This window comes from Nocardia alni, from assembly GCF_019038435.1.
GTDB classification, from domain to species: Bacteria; Actinomycetota; Actinomycetes; order Mycobacteriales; family Mycobacteriaceae; genus Nocardia; species Nocardia alni.
In genome coordinates this window covers 1-17,843 of sequence record NZ_JAGPOX010000025.1, presented here as the reverse complement: position 1 = coordinate 17,843, position 17,843 = coordinate 1, and the positions used below count along the sequence as shown (strand labels likewise).

Sequence of the window (17,843 nt, the reverse complement as noted above, 5' to 3'; positions counted from 1 at the left end):
CTTTTCAGGCTCCGGGTGGTTCGCTGTCGGGCGCCGAGTTCACCGTGACGGTGATCGGCTTGTTGTTCGAACGCGTCTGGGCGCCGGCCGGATTCCCCAGGTTGAACATGACGTCCACGTCCGCGGCGGGTTCGGGTACCAGCTCGTCGTAAGGTGGCTGCTGGTATTCAGGCGCTTGCTCGTCATCGGACTCCAACTCGTCATCGTCGGACTCCAACTCGTCGTCCTCGGACTCCAGCTCGTCGTCCTCGGGCGCCAACTCGTCGTCCGGCGAGGGCACCAGCAAAGCCTTGGGCGGCTTGCGTTTTTTCCGGGCGGTACGTTTCTTCTTCCGATCCTTCTTACGCTCGGCTTCCTCGGCCTCCGGCGACGGGCGGCCGCCACCTGCTCCGGGGGATCCCTCCGGCTCACCGCCGCCCGGGGATCCCGCGCCGCCGTGCCCCATCGGATTGTGTTGCGACTGAGGATCCTCGGTCTGCACCGGATCCTGATGTCCCGGACCCGAGCCGTCCGCTCCGGCGTGCGGCGAGCCCGAATCGTTGGTGACGTCGGCCATCGACTTGGCCGCGTCGGGACCGTACTCCTGAGTGGGCGATTCGCCCTGACCGCTGCCGCCCGATCCGTCACCGGACCCCAGACCGTCCGAACCGCCGAATCCGTTCTGCCCCGCGGAATTCAGCATGTCCGAGGCCGACAGACCCGGGAATCCGTTCTGTCCGCTGAGCGCGTTCGTCAGGGCAGACATGTCGTGGTTGCCCGCCAGATCGTTCAGCCCGTTCAGGCCGCCCAGGCCCGAGAGGCTGTTCAGCGCCGACTGGAGGCCGTTGAGCCCGGACAGCGCACCGCCGTCCGCGCCCGACGATCCGGTCGAATTACCCTGTCCCCCGTTGGTTCCTGCCATATTCGACAGCAGGTTCTGCACCTGCTGCGGCGACATGTTCGCCAGCTGCGCGATCTGCTGGGGTGACATGCCCGCCAGCGCGGACAGCTCCTGCGGCGACAGGCTCGCCAACTCCGAGGGTGACATGTTCGACAGCGCCGAAAGCTGCTGCGGCGACAGGCTCGCCAGCGACGCGAGCTGCTGCGGCGACAAGCTCGCCAACTGCGCGGGCGACAGTGCCGCCAGCTGCTGCGGCGACATGCCAGAGAGCGCGGCGAGCTGCTGCGGCGACAGATTCGACAGTTGCGACAGCTCCGACGGCGACAGACCGGCCAGATTCGCCAGCTGCGAGGGCGACAGGCTCGACAGGCTCGACAGCTGCGACGGCGACAGACCGGCCAGGCCGTTCAATCCCGACAGACCCGCCAGTTGCTGCGCCGAAAGTCCGTTCATCGCACCGAGACTCGACAGGCCCGGAATGTTCGACAGGTTCGACAGACCTGCCAGTTCACGCGCCGACAGACCCGCGGGCGCGGACAGGCCCGACGCCAGGTGGGACAGGTTGCCCAGTCCCGCGGCCTCGCGGCCCGCCAGATTGTTGAGACCCGACATGTCCGGCTCGTGGAAACCGGCCGGATTGGTCGCGTGGTAGTTGTCCCAGTTGTTCGACCACGGCGGGTTGTAGGTGAACGGGGGCGGGGTGTATGTGAACGGAGGAGGGTTGTAGGGCGGCGGCGGGATGTACGGCGGCGGCTGCGATTCGGTGAACATGTCCACCGGAATCATTTCCTCGCTCGACGGCGCTATCGGCGCGACGTACTCCATCGGGGGCGGCTGCTGCGGGGGCGCGACATACCGCGAACGCAGCAGCCCGACGATCTGACCGCCGGTCAGGTGCGGCGAGGCGCGGTCGACCGGCGGCAGCATGGTGCCGTCGGGCTCGTTGACGTGGACCATGCCGTCCTTGTCGACGGTCCAACTGGTGCCGTCCGGGCGGCTGCCCGAGGAGGTTCCGTCGGGTTCGGTCACGCGGACAGAACCGTCGGGGCGAACCTCGCGGATGGTGTTGCCGGGGACCTCCGCGTCGGAATCCCCGTCGGGATACTTCGCGCCCCCCTTCGGGGGAGTCTTCGTCCGGATCATCCCGTCGGGCTGGGTCTCGCGCGAAATCCCTTCCATATCGGTGAATTTCACGCCGGACTTGCCGACCTCGGACACCGAGTCGTCGTGGAACACCTTGAAGCCGTCGGGGGTGTTCTCGATGGTCGCGCCGTTGGACAGTTTCGCGGTGCCGCCCTTGGACTCGATGGGCTGCTTGTCGCCGACCTCTTCCCCGTCCGGACCGGTGACCTTGACCTTGCCGCCGGAGGTCTTCTCGTAGGTCGTGCCGCTCGGGTCGGTGACCTTGACCTCACCCTTACCGTTGAGCTCCAGCTTCGTGCCGTCGGGCCGGTTCAGGTCCACGCCCTCGGGACGGCGCGGGCCGGTGATCCGGTCGCCGAGCCCGAATCCGTCGGGCGACTTCGCGACCGTGGTGCGCGAACCGTCCGGGTGGGTGGTCTCCCGGCCGAGCAGCGGGTTCCTCGAATCGTTGATGGTGTGGGTGGTGCCGTCGGGTTCGGTCACCTTCACCGAGTGGTCGGATTCGAGGATCTGTTCGGTGCCGTCCTCGCGGATCACCACGGTCGGCTGATCGGGGCCGGTGCGCACCTCGGTGCCCTCCGGCTTCATCACCGTGGTGGTCTCGTCGGTCTGCACGTGCCTCATCGTGCCGTTGGTGTGCACGGTGGTGGTGACGCCCTCGGGGGTCTTGGTTTCCACCGAGTTGTCGGGCTTCACGGTGTGCGCGGTGGTGTCGCCGCGACCGACCTCGATCGAGTAGTCGGGCTTCACGGTGACCGACTGCTCCGCATCGCCCGGGTGCTCGAAACTGATGTCCTTGGCGTCCTTTTCACCGCTGACGGTGAATTTACGGCCGTCCGGCGAGGTGATCGTCACCTTGCCCTCGTCGTCCTTGCTCCAACTGGCGTCGCTGTCGGCCCACTCGGACTTCGAACCGGATTCCTTACCACCGGAACGGAATCCGGTCTTGACACCGTCTTTGGAGACGAATTCGGCCGAGCCGTCCGGCCTGACGGTGACGGTGGACTCGTCCGGGTTGGTGATCTTGACGATGCCCTTGTCGCTGACCTCGAGTTTCACCGGTTTGTCGTCGTGGCCGTAGAAGTCGACCGACCGGGGCTCGTTCTTGGCGCCGCCGAAGCCCAGGCGCTTGGCCAGGGAACCGATCAGGCTCGGCTTGTCACCGGACTTGGCGTCGTCGGAACCCGACGCCTTCTCGTCGCCGGAAGACTTGGCGTCCCCGGAGGATTCGCCGGCCTTGGCGCCGGTGTGCAGGGTGAATCGCAGCGGATCCTTCTGCCCGCGCCCCACCGACACCGTCTTGCCCCCGTCGTCCAGGGTGTGGGTGGTGCCCTCGTGGGAATCCATGTTGAAGCCGCCGCCGGACTTCTCCCAGCTCGACTCGCCCATCGGTATGTCGTGGGTGGTGCCGTCGGGCTTGGTGACCACGGTGGGCTCGTCCCCGCCGGACTCGATCTTCTGTCCCTCGGGGTCGTAGGCAGTGGTACGGCCGTTGTGGGTGAATTCTGTCGAGCCGTCCGGCTTCACGGTCGTCGTCGAGCCGTCCGGGCCGGTGGTGCGCACACCACCGCCGTCGGGCAGCACGGTATGCGTCGTGCGATCGGGCCGGCCGAAGCTCTGCTCGCCCGCGTGCCCGGCCGGCTTGCCGCCACCGAAACGCCACCACCCCGTACGGCCGGACTTGCCTGTCCCGGAACCTGTTTCGTGGTCGGGGCCGACGAAATCGACGGACTTGCCATCGGCGGACACCTTGATGCCGTGCTCGTCGCCGGGACGGCCGATGACGATGTTGCCGTCCTTGTCGATGGTGTGCTCGGTACCGTCGTGCGAGGTGACGGTGAACCCGCCGTTTCCCGTCCTGGTCCACCCCGCCTTGTCGGTCGGCACGATGTGCTCGGTGCCGTCGGGGGTGGTGACCCGGGTCGGCTCGCCGGGCGCGGACTCGATCTTCGTGCCGTCCGGCTGGTACTTGGTCTTCGCCTCGCCGCCGCGCTGGACGGTTTCGGTCTCGCCGTCGGGTTTGACGGTGACCGTCGACCCGTTGGGCCCGGCCAGCCGCACCGACCCGTCCCGGCCGAGATAGTGCGGCTCGTAATCGCCACCGCCGTCGGCGCGGCCCGGCGTGCCGACGTAGACGAAGCCCTCCTGCACCTGGACCTCGGTGCCGTCGGGGAGCTTGACGGTGACGGTGCCGTCCTTGTTCCGCTTCCACGTCGGATCGTCGTTCCCGGCGCCGGAACCGGACCTGCCGCCGGTAACGCCCGGCGTCGGCGATCCGGAATCCCCTGCGCCGGCACGAGATCCGTACGGAGCCAGCGGTGTGTCGCTCGAGGAGTTCGAATCACCGCCGCCGGTACCGGTTCTCGACCCGGGCGTCACCGTGCTCTCGCTCGGGCTGCTGGTGCTCGACGGGGACGGCGAACTGTTGCTCGGGTTGCGCACACCGCCGCTGCTGGGCGAGGAGTCGCTCGGGGTCCCGCTGGAACTTCCGCTGCCGAGACTGCTGGATCGGGTCGGCAGGGGCGACGAGCCGTCGCCGGTGCTCGCCGCGCCGCGGACGCCGCCGGTGGCCGTGGACGACGTCGACCCGGCCGAACCACCGGCCTGCGCACCCGTCGAGGACGCGGCCAGGGGGTTGCGCGTCCCCGACGCCGTGCCGCTCGATCCGCCGGTGCTGCTCGACGACAGACCCGACGACCGAGCGGGCGAGCTGCTCGACGTGGTCGGCGAGGAGTTCGCCCCGGCCGCCGGGCTCGAGGTCGATTCGACCGGACTCGACTGGGCCGCACCGGAATTCGATCCGAGACTCGAGGACTGGGTCTGGCCGCCGGTCTGGCTCCAGGGCGGGGTCTCCTCCTCGTCGATCGGGCTGACGGGCTCGTCGCTCAGTGAGGACCGCGATCCCGGGCTGACCGGGCTCACCGGCGACACCTCGTCCTCCACCGAGCCCTTGGTCGAGCTGCTCGGGCTGTTCGCGACGCTGGTGTCGATGCGCAGCGTCGGACGCGCGGTCGTGCCGTCTCCGGCGCCGACCGAGGAGTACGTGGAGGACTGCGAGGACGAAGACGACGGTACGTTCTCGGACTGCTGCCCCTCGGTGCCCTCGCTGGGTGTCGATCGCTGCCCACCGAGGCCGCCGGTGCCACCGACGTTGCCGTTGCTACTGGAATCCTCTACGGTCGCGGGTTTCGCGCCACCGGCGTTCCCGGTGGACACGGTCTCGTCGGTCGTACCGGCCGGCGTGGTGCGCGTGTCGTCGGTCGTCCCGCTGGTGATCGGATTCGACTGTTCCGATGGATCACGGACAGGCGTAGACCGCGGCGCGCCAGGAGCATTCGTGGAGTCCGATCCGTTCGTGGACCGAATGCCGTTCGAATTACCCGTATTCGACGGATCGTTCACGCCACGATTGGACGGATCGTTCACGCCACGATTGCTGGAACCGTTGATGGGACTGGAGATCTCGTCACTGTTACCGGCCCCGGAACGACCGCCGGGCACCGGCGACGACAGTTTGTCGTCGCCGCCGGAATTCGAACTGCCGCCGCGATATCCGGTCGACGTCACGATCGGCGCGTCGTCCCCCGATTTAGTGAAGCCCGCGGACCAGCCGTTGCCCTCCTTGTCGAAGGACCCGACCTCGAATTTGAACGATCCCGACGGGACGTAATCGCCCCGGAACGCCCGGACGCCACCGCTCATCACACCGTGCGCGGCGCCGCCGGCCCAGCCCGCGGCGTTGCCGAAGGTGCCGGACCAGTCTCCGGTCATGCCCGCGGCCACGAGATCGGTGACCAGGTTGCCGAATTCGCCACCCGCCGCGCCGACGAGCATGCCGTGCCCGGTGCGCGCGAACGTATTCGACAGATCGCCGAACAGCTTGGAGCTCTGCTTGCCGAAGATGTCGCCGAACAGCTTGCCGCCGGCGCCCGCGGCCGCGCCGCCGAGCAGTGAGGTGGCGAATTCGTTGACGTTGAAGTTCTTTTGATGGCCCGCGGCCATCTCGCCCAGTTGCACGGCGGCGTCGACGCCGCCGGAGGTCAGTGCGCCCTTGAGGATCGTGGCGACCCAGCCCTTGGCCAGCTGAGCGAACTTCTCGCCGAAGAGCCGCAGCACGCGCTCTACGATCTGATCCTCGATCATTCGGCCCAGGAATCGCACGACCAACCGCGTCGCGCCCACCTCGGCCGCCTCGACCGCGGGTGCGGTCGGCGGAAACGCCCAGGCCCAGGCGATCTCGATGGCCAGCAGGATCAGCGAGATGATCACCATGAGCTTGGCCGACTGCACCGAGGTGCCCATACTGTTGGCGGCGTCGCCGAGCTGATCCATATAGGTGGCCAGCTGATCCAACGAGCTGTCGCCGTTGAGGATCTCGTCGAACATCTGCGAGATGCTGTCCGCGCCCGAGCCGGAGCGGTAGGCGCCGACGGCCTGGCCCTTGGCGGTCTGCACCTCGGGAACGACCCCGCGAATACCGTTCGCGGCGTCGTGCCAGATCTGGGCGACCTCCCAGATTACGGTCTCATCGCCGTCGGGCCATTCCGATCCCGCGACATAGCCGAGCCAGCGAAGCTCTGGTGGCAGATAAAGTCCCATATCGGTACAACCAGCACCTACCGGTCGGTATCACTGATGAACGAGCGCGGCATATCCTCCACATCCTGGAAGATCATGTCGGGTCGTTCCGCCGCACGGACACGCTCGTCCGAATCCGGCGGGCTCAGTGATACCGGCGGCGCGACGGGCATCATCTCGCCGAGATCGGGTGCGCCCTCGATGATGTCCGACAGGCGCGGCAACCTTGCCTTCTGCTCCCGCAGCGGTTCCATGAGTTCGGCGCTCATTTTCTGCACCTTCTGCGCCGCGGCCTGCACGGCCTGAGTCATCGCCGCGGCGATCTCCTCATAGGAGATATCCCTGATGTCCTCGGCGAACTTCGTAGCTATCAAGATGCCATCTGCGTTGACAGTGACCGATATCCGCTTGTCGCAGGCAGTGACGGTGGCCGTGAGCTGAGACCGGTCGCGCTGAACCCCGGCGATGCCAGACATTTGCTCCTTGAACGCGTCCATCAACATCGCAGCATCAGCCATCAATCGCTCATTACTCATGCCTGCGCTCATCGGCAACCTCCACCGCCCAATGCTAGCCCCGGACCGACCGCGACGCATGCCGGGAAAGATCGTCCGAAGGCGCACTCGGCTGCGCCCCGGCAGAACGCCCGGCACGGTTGGCTTTTCCCTATATTCAACCTCATCGCGACCGAACTGCGGAACGTTTCACCAGCATTACTTCCAGATGGCACGCAGTGCTCGTCTGGGTTGCGGTAATCTGCCGAGCAGGTGAACGAGACAGTGCCGCCTGCACATTGGGCTTCTCCTGGGCGAGAGGAAGATTCGGTGTGGTCGAGAATTGGCGCGCGAAAGACGTATCACGGTTACCGTGGCCGCCCGGCGCGGCGCGGCGAAGGCTGCTGAGGAAAAGTGCGCGCGGGCGAGTATCGCAGTGCAATGTAATACTGGCGAAGTGCGACGCAATCTAGTCATTGTCCGTGCCGGCGACACGTCGCTGCACGAGAACTGGATGGCCGGTCCCGTGGACCGGAACTGGGATCTGATCGTCAGCTACTACGGCGACGATCCCGACATCTTCCGGTATCCCGATGCGGTGCGGGTGGACGCCAAGGGTCCGAAATGGCCCCCGCTGCGCACGCTGATCGATGAACTCGGCGAGGCGATCAACCAGTACGACTACATCTGGCTACCGGACGACGACCTCGACGCGGACACCGCGACGGTCAACATGATGTTCGACTACTGCGCCGAATACCGGCTCTCCCTGGCCCAGCCCGCGCTGACCGCGGACAGTTCGATCGTGCACCCGATCACCAAGATCGATCCCCGCTACACGCTGCGCTTCACCAACTTCGCCGAGGTCATGGGGCCGATACTGAGCCGCGACTTCCTGCACCGCACGCTCGGCGAATTCGGGGAGACCCAGACCGGCTGGGGCATGGACTACGTCTGGGCGAGCATGCTGACCGAGGGCCAGACCGCCATCCTCGACATCACCCCCGTGCGGCACACCCGCCAGCAGGGCTCCGGTCCGCTCTATCGCGCGGTGCAGGAAGCGGGCGTGGAGGATCCGGAGGAGGAGTACCAGGCCTATATGCGGCGCAAGGGCATCTCGCGCCAGCCGCAGGTCGTGCACCGCGGTATCCCGGCGGGATTCCCGGAACCGGCCAGCCTGGTCAAGCGTCGTCTCAGCTGGCAGGCGCCGGCGCGCAATGTCCTGGATCCGGCCAGGTGCGTGGTACTGGTCCCGGTGGCCGATAAGATCGAACCAGCCTGTGCCCGTGGGCTTTTCGAGCTGGAGCGGCAGGGCTACACGGTGTGGCGGCTGTACGGGGCGTCGGCGATCGATCAGGCGCGCAGCCAGATGGCGACCGACGCGCTGGCGGCCGGATTCGAGGAGTTGATGTGGATCGACTCCGACATCGAGTTCCCCTTCGACGCGGTGAACCGCCTGCGCGCCCTGGACCTGCCGCTCGTCTGCGCGGTCTACGCCAAGAAGGGCAAGCGCGAGCTGACGGTGCACTTCGAGCCAGGCACCGAGAAGCTGGTGTTCGGGCGGCACGGCGGACCGATCGAGATCAAGTACGCCGCAACGGGATTCCTGCTCACCAAGCGAGTGGTCTACGAGAAGATCGAAGCGGCCGAACAGCTTCCGGTCTGCAACAAGCAGTTCCACCGGCCGACCGTGCCCTACTTCCTGCCGATGATCACCCTGGACGGCGAAAACCACTGGTATCTCGGCGAGGACTTCGCCTTCTCCGAGCGGGCGCGGCGCAGCGGCTTCAAGGTCATGGCCGATACTCGAATTCGCCTGGGGCACATCGGCCGGGATGCGTACAGCTGGGAGGAGGCGGGCATCGACACCGCCCGCTTCGACACCTACACCTATCACCTGGGCCCGCCACCCGAGCCGAAGCAGGACCAAGAGCAGGCGGCGGAATCGTCCAGCGACGATGCCGAGCGGTCCGCGCAGGAGGTATCGGCGCAACCGCTCGCCGAGGCAGTGGAATCACCCAGCGAGACAGCGCAATCCCCCGAGACCCCAGAATCGTCCGACGTCCCTGCGCCGTCGGCTGCCGAGAAGTGAGCGGAGCGAGACCAGTGGCACAGCAGCCGGGCGAGTCCGAGGCACCACAATCCACCGACGCCGAGGCGCCGCAGTCCGGCGAGCCGGCAGCACAGCAACGCCGCAACCTGGTCATCGTCCGTGCCGGCGACTCCTCCCAGCACGCGGTGTGGCTGAGCGGTCCGGGCGACCGGAACTGGGATCTGATCGTCGGCTACGCCGGGGACGATCCGGAGCCTTTCCAGAGCCCCGACATCACCCTGGTCGAGGCGAAGGGCCCGAAATGGCCCGCGCTGCACCAGGTGATCGACGAACTGTCCGACACCATCGCGGGCTACGACTACATCTGGCTGCCGGACGACCATATCGAGGCGGATCTGGCCTCGATCAACGCGATGTTCGACATCATCGCCGAATACCACCTGTCGCTGGCTCAGCCCGCCTTCTCCACCGATAGCCACGCCGACCACGACATCACCCGGGTCGTAGCGGGAAACGTGCTGCGCTACACGAATTTCGTCGATACCGTCGCCCCCTGCTTCAGCCACAGCCTGCTGCGCAGTTGCCTGGCCGAGTTCGCCGACACCACGACCGGCCTGGGCCTGAGCTCGATGTGGCCGACCATTCCCGCCCAGGATCAGATCGCCATCGTCGACGCCGTCACGGTCCGCAGCGTGCAGGCCCACCCGGCGCCGGACCCGCAGGCCATCGACGGCGAGGATGACCGGGTCACCGAGCTCGAGCGATTCCTCACCGCGAACGAGCTCGAACTCGTCGTCCCGAAGGTGGCGCGCGCCATCGCGGCCGACCCGGACAACCCACTCGTCGCCGCCCCCGAGCCGGAGCCGGATCACCGCCTGGCGCCCCTCGATCCGCGCGAGCCCTTGGACCCCTCGCGCTGCGTGATCCTGGTCCCGGTCGCCGACAGCATCGAACCCGATTGCGCGCGCGGTCTTTTCGAACTCGAGCAGCTGGGCTATCCGGTGTGGCGGGTGTACGGCGCCTCGGGCATCGACCAGGTACGCAGCCAGATGGCCAGCGATGCGCTGGCGGCCGGATTCGATGAGCTGTTCTGGATCGACGCCGACATCTCCTTCCCGGTCGACGCGGTCGAGCAGCTGCGCCGCCTCAATCTGCCGATCTCATGCGCCATCTACTCCAAGAAGGGCCAGCGCGAGCTGGTGGTCCACCTCTCGCCGGGGACACAGCATATGACCTTCGGCGTCGGCGGCGGACTGGCCGAGATCAAGTACGGCGCAACGGGATTCCTGCTGACCAAGCGCGAGGTGTACGAGAATATCCAGGAGCACGAGGGGCTTCCGACCTGTAACAAGCAGTTCGGCCGGCCGGTTGTGCCGTACTTCCTCCCGATGGCCGTGCCGGTCGGCGAGAACTTCTGGTACCTGGGCGAGGACTTCGCCTTCTGCGAGCGGGCGCACCGCTGCGGATACCGGGTGATGGCCGACACCCGGATCCGGTTGGGCCACATCGGCCGGCAAACGTACGAATGGGAGGACGCGGGCTCCGCGCGCGAGCGATTCAGCTCGTTCACCTTCAACTTCTGACCCCTGCCACCCCAAGCGAACGAAAGCGAAGTATTCGATGGACCCATCCCGCTGCATCGTCCTGGTTCCGATCGGCGGATACCTCGAACCCGAATGCGCCCGGGGACTGGGCCAGCTCGAGGCCCGCGGCTATGCCGTGCGCGCCGTGCCCCGCTACGCCGCGATCGATCAGGGGCGCAGTCAGATGGCCACCGACGCGCTGCTCGAGGACTACGAGGCGCTGATGTGGATCGATTCCGATATCGGTTTCGACGCGAACTCCGTCGATATGCTGCGCGAGCACGACCTGCCGGTCGCCTGCGGCATCTACCCGCGCAAGGGCGTACGCGAACTGGCGTGCAGCCTGCTGCCGGATACCCCCCGGATCACTTTCGGTGAGGGCGGGGGTCTACTGGAGATCCGTTACGCGGCAATGGGTTTCTTCTACACCCAGCGGGTGGTGTACGAGCAGATGATCGTGCACGAGGAACTTCCGGTGTGCAACAAGCAGTTCGACCGCGTCACCGTCCCGTACTTCCTCCCCATGCTGCTCCCCCAGGGCCAGGACGACTACTGGTACATGAATGCCGAGTACTCGTTCTGTGAACGCGTGCGCCGCAGTGGTTTTCGCGTCATGGCGGACACCAGGGTCCGGCTGGGTCATATCGGCCGCCACAGTTACTACTGGGAGGAGGCCGGAATGGAAAAACCCCGATACGCCACTTACGAATTCAATATAGTCTGATTGAAAACACCCTGAAACCAGGAGGTTTCACCACCGTGGACAATGAGCGAACCAAGGCCGACATCGCAGACCTGATGGACACGGTCAACTCGCAGATCCGTTCCATCGCCGAGGTGCAGCGCAAGCGCACCGAACTCACCGCCACCGCCAGCGCCCGCGAGGGGCGGGTCACCGTCACCTGCAATGCCGACGGCGTCCCCATCGACACCGAATTCTCCGACGACATCGACGATCTGGACTACGACGACATCGCGATGGCGGTGACCGAGGCCGCGCAGGACGCGGCGGTCAAGGTCGCCCGCATGGCCGAAGAGCTGATGAAGCCGATCCGCAAGACTCGCTCGCGCCTGCCGAGCCTGTCCGCGATGGTCGAGGGCCTGCCCGATCTGCGCGCGAAAACCCCCGAGACGCAACGCGCCCCGTTCACCCCGCCCGCGGACCGCAACCAGGACGACGCCCGCGACCGACGCTGGTCGGTCAACGACGACGCCGACTGAGCCTCATACCCCGTCGGGCAGCACATCTCCCAGTTCGCGCGTCACATGCTCGAGGTAGCGAGTCACGTACTGGCCGATGAGTTCTCCCGCCACCCGGCCGGGCGTGACGCGTGTCATCGAGAGGTGCGCGACCAGTTCCGCCACATCCTGCGACGAGCGCTCGGAACGACGGAACTCCCGCACCGCCGTGCGCTCGAACATGTCCACGAACTGCCGTGCGATGTGATCACAGTCGTCGCGCAGCCGCTCCAACTCGTCCAGCACCCGCGTCGGCGGCACACCCGCGGCCTGTAGCTGCGCGGCGATATCGACCAGCTGCGGGTCCTTCACCCGATACGTGGCCGCGTCCTGTGGCTCGTACAGCCCGGCCTGCACAACCCGGGCCAGGCCGTTGGGAATATCCGCGTAGCGTTCGGCCAGATCCGCCGCGGCGACAGTGGTTTCGACGGTCGCGGGTGTCGGCCTGGACGGCGGGGGTGCGACCGGGGCCGAGACGGCGCTCACCCCGAGCACTGCGGCCAGGTCGTCGCCCCGATCCCAGGCCTCCAGCAGATCACGAACGCCGTTGAGCTTGATGCCACGATCGAGCAACCGGCTGATGATGCGAACTCGATTGAGGTGCTCTTCGCTGTAGAACCCCGTGCGGCCCTTTAGTTGCGGTGGTGGGAGCAACCCTCGCTCGTTATATACGCGCAGAGTGCGTACCGTCATCCCGGACTCGCGAGCGAGCTCGTCGATCGTGAACTCAGATTCCACTGCCATACCTCCAGGAAACCATAGCGAAACCGCTGGCCACAGCATCGGTTACCAACGGGTTTCGGTGGCTGCGTTGGATTTCCATGACGTTACAACTCACCAAAACTGACCCAGCCCCTTGCATGTGCCATCTTTCAGCGGTACGTTACACCACACAGCGGTATGATTGGCATCACAGGAAAGGGCCCCGCCCAATGACCACCCTTCAACCTCCTCCGCAGACGCAGAACAATGCGCTGACTGCGGAGGACGAGGGCTACCACAAGGCGCTTCGCCCACGCCAGCTGCAGATGATCGCAATCGGCGGCGCCATCGGAACGGGTCTGTTCCTGGGTGCGAGCGCCCGGTTGCACTCCTCGGGCGCGAGCCTGTTCATCGCGTATGCTGTCTGCGGCATCTTCGTATTCTTCATACTTCGCGCCCTGGGTGAGCTGGTCCTGCACCGGCCGTCCTCCGGCTCGTTCGTCTCCTATGCCCGGGAATTCTACGGCGAGAAGCTCGCGTTCGGCGTCGGCTGGATGTACTTCTTCCACTGGTGCATGACCGGCATCGCGGATATCACCGCGATCGCCACCTACATGCACTTCTGGGGCGCGTTCAAGGTCGTGCCACAGTGGGTGCTCGCCTTCATCGCGCTGGCCATCGTGCTGAGCATCAACATGATCTCGGTGAAGTGGTTCGGCGAGATGGAGTTCTGGGCCGCGCTGATCAAGGTCGTCGCGCTGGTCGGGTTCCTGGTCCTGGGTGTCGTATTCCTGGGTGGACGGTTCAAGCTGGACGGTCAGAGCACCGGTTGGAGCGTGATCAGCCAGCACGGCGGCCTGTTCCCACACGGCACATGGCCACTGGCGCTGTCCGTCACGGGCGTCATCTTCGCCTACGCGGCGGTCGAGCTGATCGGCACCGCGGCCGGCGAGGCGGAGAACCCGGAGAAGATCATGCCCCGCGCGATCAACTCCGTCATCGTGCGCATCGCGTTGTTCTACGTAGGCTCGCTGCTTCTGCTGTCGCTGCTGATTCCGTGGTCGGACTTCAACCCGAAGGTCAGCCCGTTCGTCACGTTCTTCGCCAAACTGGGCATCCACGGCGGCGCGACGTTCATGAACCTGGTCGTACTGACCGCGGCGTTCTCCAGCTTGAACGCCGGGCTGTACTCCACCGGCCGCATCCTGCGCTCGCTGTCCATGAACGGCACGGCCCCGAAGATCGCCTCGCGAATGAACAAGAACGGTGTGCCCTATGTGGGCATCCTGGCCACCGGCTGCGTCGCACTGCTGGGCGTCGGGCTCAACGCCGTCGTCCCGGCGAAGGCATTCGAGATCGTGATGAACATGTCGGCCCTGGGCACCATGTTCGCCTGGACCACCATCACCCTCTGCCAGTTGCAGCTGCATCGATGGTCGAAGGAGGGCAAGGTGACCAGGCCGTCGTTCCGACTGTTCGGCGCTCCCTACACCGGCTACGCGACGCTGGTATTCCTCGCGGTGGTCGTGGTGCTGATGGCCGTCAGCGGCGACGCCACCGAGTGGGGTGCGCTCGTCGCGATGGCCGTGGTCGCAGGCGTGCTGATGCCCGCGGGATGGTTCCTGACCCGCAAGCGGGTAATGGCACTGGCTCAGGAGCGGGTCGGATACACCGGCGCGTTCCCGGTGCTGCCCGAGCGCCCGCTCGAGGGACGCGACCAGTCTCCCGGCACGAAGCCGGATGATGAGGCACAATCGCACTAATGCCCGTAGGCCCCGGTAACCAGCCGTGACACCCTCGGGACCGGCCCCCGGCCGCTCCGCAGTCCCAGACTGCGGAGCGGTCGGGTTTTCCGGGTCGATACGAGGTTCGAGGTTTCGAAGAAGGCGAATGGCCGAGAATTCCAGCCCTTCTGGCCAAGGGAGTCCCGTGCCGGCTGTGCCCCCGCTGGCGACGCGACAGTTGCGCGATGCCCCCGGTACGCCCTACCAGTGGGGGACCCGGCGGGTGGACCTCACCCAGCCCAATCCGGGGGGTGAGCGGCTGCCGACGACGGCGGAACCCGACGTGCGCTCGCGCCCGAGCGTGCGGCGGCTGGGCGCGGGGCTGGTCACGCTGCCGCGGGTGAATCCGGTCGATCCGACCGCCGCGGTGCTGCGCGATCCGGAGGTTCCCGAGGACAAGCGGTACTGCTGGAAATGTCTGCGACCGGTGGGGCGCTCCGGCGAGTCCACCAACGATGTAGCCGGCGCCACGGCCGGAAACTGCGCGAACTGCGGCTCGCCGTTCAATTTCCGGCCGATGCTGCAGCCCGGTGAGGTCGTCGCCGATCAGTACGAGGTGCGTGGCTGCCTGGCCTACGGCGGGATGGGCTGGATATTCCTGGCCCGCGACCGCAACGTCAGCGGCCGATGGGTGGTGCTCAAGGGTTTGCAGAACCCCCTCGACCTCGAGGCCCATGTGGTCGCACTGGCCGAGCGCCAGTTCCTGTCCGAGATGACGCATCCCTCGATCGTCAAGATCTACAACTTCGTCAAACATCGCTCCGCGGACGGGATTCCGTGCGGCTATATCGTGATGGAATACGTCGGCGGGCGCTCGCTCAAGATCGAGCTGGACCAGCGCGCGCCCGAATATCTCCCGGTGTCCGAGGCGCTCGCCTACATGCTGGAAGTCCTTCCGGCACTGGATTATCTGCATTCACTCGGGCTGGCCTACAACGACCTCAAACCCGACAACATCATGGTCGGCGAGGACGACGTCAAGCTGATCGACCTGGGCGCGGTGGCGGCGCGGGAGTCCGGCGGGAGCCTGTACGGCACACCCGGATACCAGGCGCCCGAATTCACCCGGACCGGACCGACCGTGGCCTCGGACATCTACACCGTCGGGCGCACCCTGGCCGCGCTGACCCTGCGGATGCCCACCGACAAGCACGGGCACAAGCTGCCCGGAATACCCTCGCCCGGCGAGGAACCGGTGCTGCGCCAATATCCGTGCTTCTCCCGGCTGCTGCGCCGGGCTACTGATCCCGATCCGGCACAGCGCTTTCCGAGCGCCTACGCGATGTATCGGCAGCTGCTGGGCGTGCTGCGCCTGGTCCTGGCCGCGGACACCGGTAGGGAGTATCCGCAGGTCTCGTCCGTATTCGACGCTCCGCGCGGCGATTTCGGTGTCGACACGCTCATCCGGCAGACCGACGGCATCGTGGACGGTGTGCGCCGCGTCGCCGTACTCGACGCCGCCAGTGTGGTGGCCGCGCTGCCGATTCCGTTGATAGACAACGAGGATCCCAGCGCGGAACTGTTGTCGCCGCTGCTGCACGGCGATCCGAACCGGGCCCTGGACACGCTGCGCCAGAGCCGCGAGAACATGCGCAAGGGCAAGATCGCCACACCCGAAACCTTCGAGCTGGAAGGCACATTGACCGAGATCCGTGCGTATCTCGATCTGGGACAGGTGCACCACGCGCGCTCGAAACTGGCCGGACTGGACGACGGGTACCGCACCGACTGGCGCATCGAGTGGTACGCCGGAATGGCCGAACTCACCGGTGGGTCACACGAGCAGGCGTACGAGCACTTCGATCTGGTCGCCTCGATGGTGCCCGGCGAGATCGCGCCGCAGCTGGCCCTGGCCGCCACCGCGGAACTGCTGCTCGAGGACGATATCGAGGAATCCGACGCGAGCGACCCCCGCCCGAGCCGGTGGGCCGGCACCGCGACCGACCACTATCGCGCGGTCTGGCAGACCAATCACGGAATCTCCAGCGCCGCCTTCGGTGTGGCCCGCCGCCTGGCCGCCGGCGGCGACACCCGCGCCGCGGTGCACACGCTGGAGCAGATGCCCGAGACCTCGCGCCACCACAACGTCGCGCGGATGACGGCCTGCCTGCTGCTGGCCTCGCGCCCCGCCGTCACGCTGACGCAGGACGACCTGGACGAGGCCGCCGCGCACCTGCGCGACCTCGTCGACGAACCCCGCCTGCTCCAGATGCAGGTCCTGGTCATGGGTGCGGCCCTGTCCTGGCTGCGCCGGGGTGAACGTCCCCCGGAACCCGGCGCCACCATCCTGGGCCTGCACTACACCGAGCGGGAGCTGCGCGAGGGCATCGAACTGGTACTACGGCACATCGCCCGCACCACCCCCCGCCGGTTACAGCGCTACGCCCTGGTCGATCTGGCGAACGAGCTGCGGCCGCGGTCGTGGTGGTGAACCCCGGCCGTCACCAACCGGACTCTGTGGTTCGAGACCTGGTGTCGCGCTGCTGTTCCAGTGCCGCGTCCTCATAGGACACCGCGTCCTCGTACGCCCCGGCATCCGCGGTCGGTGTATCGGCCGGGCTCGGCGCGTCGCTCGACGGCACGCGTTGGGGCGAATTCGGTGGCGCGAGTGAGGGCTTCGGCGGTGTGGGCATATTCCCGCGCAGGTCGGGCATGCCCTCGAGCAGGTCCGCGAGCCTGGGCATCCGCGCCCGCCGGCCCTGCAGTGGCGCCATCAGCGCACGATTCTTCTCGGCCAGGTCCCGTGCCGCGTTCTGCGCCGCCTCGGTGACGGCCTTCGCGATCTCCGGCAGATCCAGGTCGTCGGCGTCCGATGCGAACTTCGTCTCGATCACGACCCCGTCGGCATTCACGCTGACCGTCACACGCCTGCGGGACGCGGTCCCGGTACCGATCAACTGCGCGCGCTCGGTCTGGATGCGCGCGATGGCGCGCAACTGATCCTGCGCGCCCTCGATCATGCCCTCCAACTCGGCGGGACTGAATCGCTCTGCCATCCAAGGCACCATGACAGACTTCGGCGAACCCGCCGTTGCACGGATATGAACGACGAATGGCCGTGGTGCGAAGCCGACGAGCGAAATCCGAACTGCCAAGATGGGCGTTGTGCGAATACTGGTACAGCGGGTGAGCTCCGCTCGGGTAACCGTCGGCGACGAGGTGGTCGGCCGCATCGACCCGGCCGCCACGGGCGCGCCGCACGGTCTGGCCGCCCTGGTCGGCGTGACACACACCGATACGGCAGCGACCGCGAAAGCACTGGCCGACAAGCTGTTTCGGCTGCGCATCCTGGAGGGCGAACGCTCCGCCGCCGACCTGTCCGCCCCCATCCTGGTCGTCAGCCAGTTCACCCTCTACGCCGACACCGCCAAGGGCCGCCGCCCCTCC

At 66.8% G+C, this 17,843-nt stretch carries 11 protein-coding genes; 7 read left to right on the top strand and 4 right to left on the bottom strand.

Annotation, left to right across the window (positions count from 1 at the left end; all coding sequences use genetic code 11):
- Nucleotides 1-4: 4 nt before the first annotated feature.
- The gene (locus JZ791_RS12460) at nucleotides 5-6,622 is read right to left on the bottom strand and encodes a WXG100-like domain-containing protein (RefSeq protein WP_216894416.1); all 6,618 of its coding nucleotides are present in this window, start codon (nucleotides 6,620-6,622) and stop codon (nucleotides 5-7) included.
- A gap of 17 nt (nucleotides 6,623-6,639) precedes the next feature.
- A complete protein-coding gene (locus tag JZ791_RS12455; RefSeq protein WP_216894415.1) occupies nucleotides 6,640-7,149 on the bottom strand; it encodes a YbaB/EbfC family nucleoid-associated protein in 510 nt (169 codons plus the stop codon).
- Nucleotides 7,150-7,552: 403 nt separating this feature from the next.
- On the opposite strand from JZ791_RS12455, the gene JZ791_RS12450 reads away from it, so the two are divergent.
- From JZ791_RS12450 to JZ791_RS12435, 4 genes are read left to right on the top strand one after another with little or no spacing between them, the layout of a single operon-like run.
- Complete coding sequence (locus JZ791_RS12450; RefSeq protein WP_216894414.1) at nucleotides 7,553-9,187, top strand: hypothetical protein; 1,635 nt, start codon at nucleotides 7,553-7,555, stop codon at nucleotides 9,185-9,187.
- Between the two features lie 14 nt (nucleotides 9,188-9,201).
- Nucleotides 9,202-10,731 (top strand): hypothetical protein, encoded by a 1,530-nt coding sequence (locus tag JZ791_RS44955; protein ID WP_254205624.1) that lies wholly within the window; start codon nucleotides 9,202-9,204, stop codon nucleotides 10,729-10,731.
- A gap of 37 nt (nucleotides 10,732-10,768) precedes the next feature.
- The gene (locus JZ791_RS12440) at nucleotides 10,769-11,455 is read left to right on the top strand and encodes a hypothetical protein (protein WP_216894413.1); all 687 of its coding nucleotides are present in this window, start codon (nucleotides 10,769-10,771) and stop codon (nucleotides 11,453-11,455) included.
- Between the two features lie 35 nt (nucleotides 11,456-11,490).
- Nucleotides 11,491-11,952: a YbaB/EbfC family nucleoid-associated protein gene (locus tag JZ791_RS12435; protein ID WP_216894412.1), complete on the top strand. Its 462-nt coding sequence runs from the start codon at nucleotides 11,491-11,493 to the stop codon at nucleotides 11,950-11,952.
- 3 nt (nucleotides 11,953-11,955) lie between these two features.
- On the opposite strand, the gene JZ791_RS12430 is transcribed toward JZ791_RS12435, so the two are convergent.
- Nucleotides 11,956-12,714 (bottom strand): MerR family transcriptional regulator, encoded by a 759-nt coding sequence (locus tag JZ791_RS12430; RefSeq protein ID WP_216894411.1) that lies wholly within the window; start codon nucleotides 12,712-12,714, stop codon nucleotides 11,956-11,958.
- A gap of 188 nt (nucleotides 12,715-12,902) precedes the next feature.
- Here JZ791_RS12430 and JZ791_RS12425 point away from each other — a divergent pair, with 188 nt between their 5' ends.
- Together JZ791_RS12425 and JZ791_RS12420 are read left to right on the top strand one after the other, a co-directional pair.
- The gene (locus JZ791_RS12425; protein WP_216894410.1) at nucleotides 12,903-14,435 is read left to right on the top strand and encodes an amino acid permease; all 1,533 of its coding nucleotides are present in this window, start codon (nucleotides 12,903-12,905) and stop codon (nucleotides 14,433-14,435) included.
- A gap of 166 nt (nucleotides 14,436-14,601) precedes the next feature.
- Nucleotides 14,602-16,887, top strand: coding sequence for a serine/threonine-protein kinase (locus JZ791_RS12420; RefSeq protein WP_308162897.1), 2,286 nt, complete (start codon nucleotides 14,602-14,604; stop codon nucleotides 16,885-16,887).
- Between the two features lie 10 nt (nucleotides 16,888-16,897).
- Here the strand turns inward: JZ791_RS12420 and JZ791_RS12415 are convergent, their stop codons facing one another.
- Complete coding sequence (locus tag JZ791_RS12415; protein WP_216894408.1) at nucleotides 16,898-17,452, bottom strand: YbaB/EbfC family nucleoid-associated protein; 555 nt, start codon at nucleotides 17,450-17,452, stop codon at nucleotides 16,898-16,900.
- Nucleotides 17,453-17,561: 109 nt separating this feature from the next.
- Between JZ791_RS12415 and JZ791_RS12410 the strand changes: the two genes are divergently transcribed.
- Nucleotides 17,562-17,843 (top strand): D-aminoacyl-tRNA deacylase (locus tag JZ791_RS12410; RefSeq protein ID WP_216894407.1); only part of this gene is annotated, 282 nt, incomplete at its 3' end.

Bases quoted from the DNA above. Each gene is read 5' to 3' on its own strand.
- JZ791_RS12455 (WP_216894415.1), bottom strand. From the start codon at position 7,149: ATGAGCGCAGGCATGAGTAATGAGCGATTGATGGCTGATGCTGCGATG.
- JZ791_RS12415 (WP_216894408.1), bottom strand. From the start codon at position 17,452: ATGGCAGAGCGATTCAGTCCCGCCGAGTTGGAGGGCATGATCGAGGGC.
- JZ791_RS12425 (WP_216894410.1), top strand. From the start codon at position 12,903: ATGACCACCCTTCAACCTCCTCCGCAGACGCAGAACAATGCGCTGACT.
- JZ791_RS12430 (WP_216894411.1), bottom strand. From the start codon at position 12,714: ATGGCAGTGGAATCTGAGTTCACGATCGACGAGCTCGCTCGCGAGTCC.
- JZ791_RS12440 (WP_216894413.1), top strand. From the start codon at position 10,769: ATGGACCCATCCCGCTGCATCGTCCTGGTTCCGATCGGCGGATACCTC.
- JZ791_RS12460 (WP_216894416.1), bottom strand. From the start codon at position 6,622: ATGGGACTTTATCTGCCACCAGAGCTTCGCTGGCTCGGCTATGTCGCG.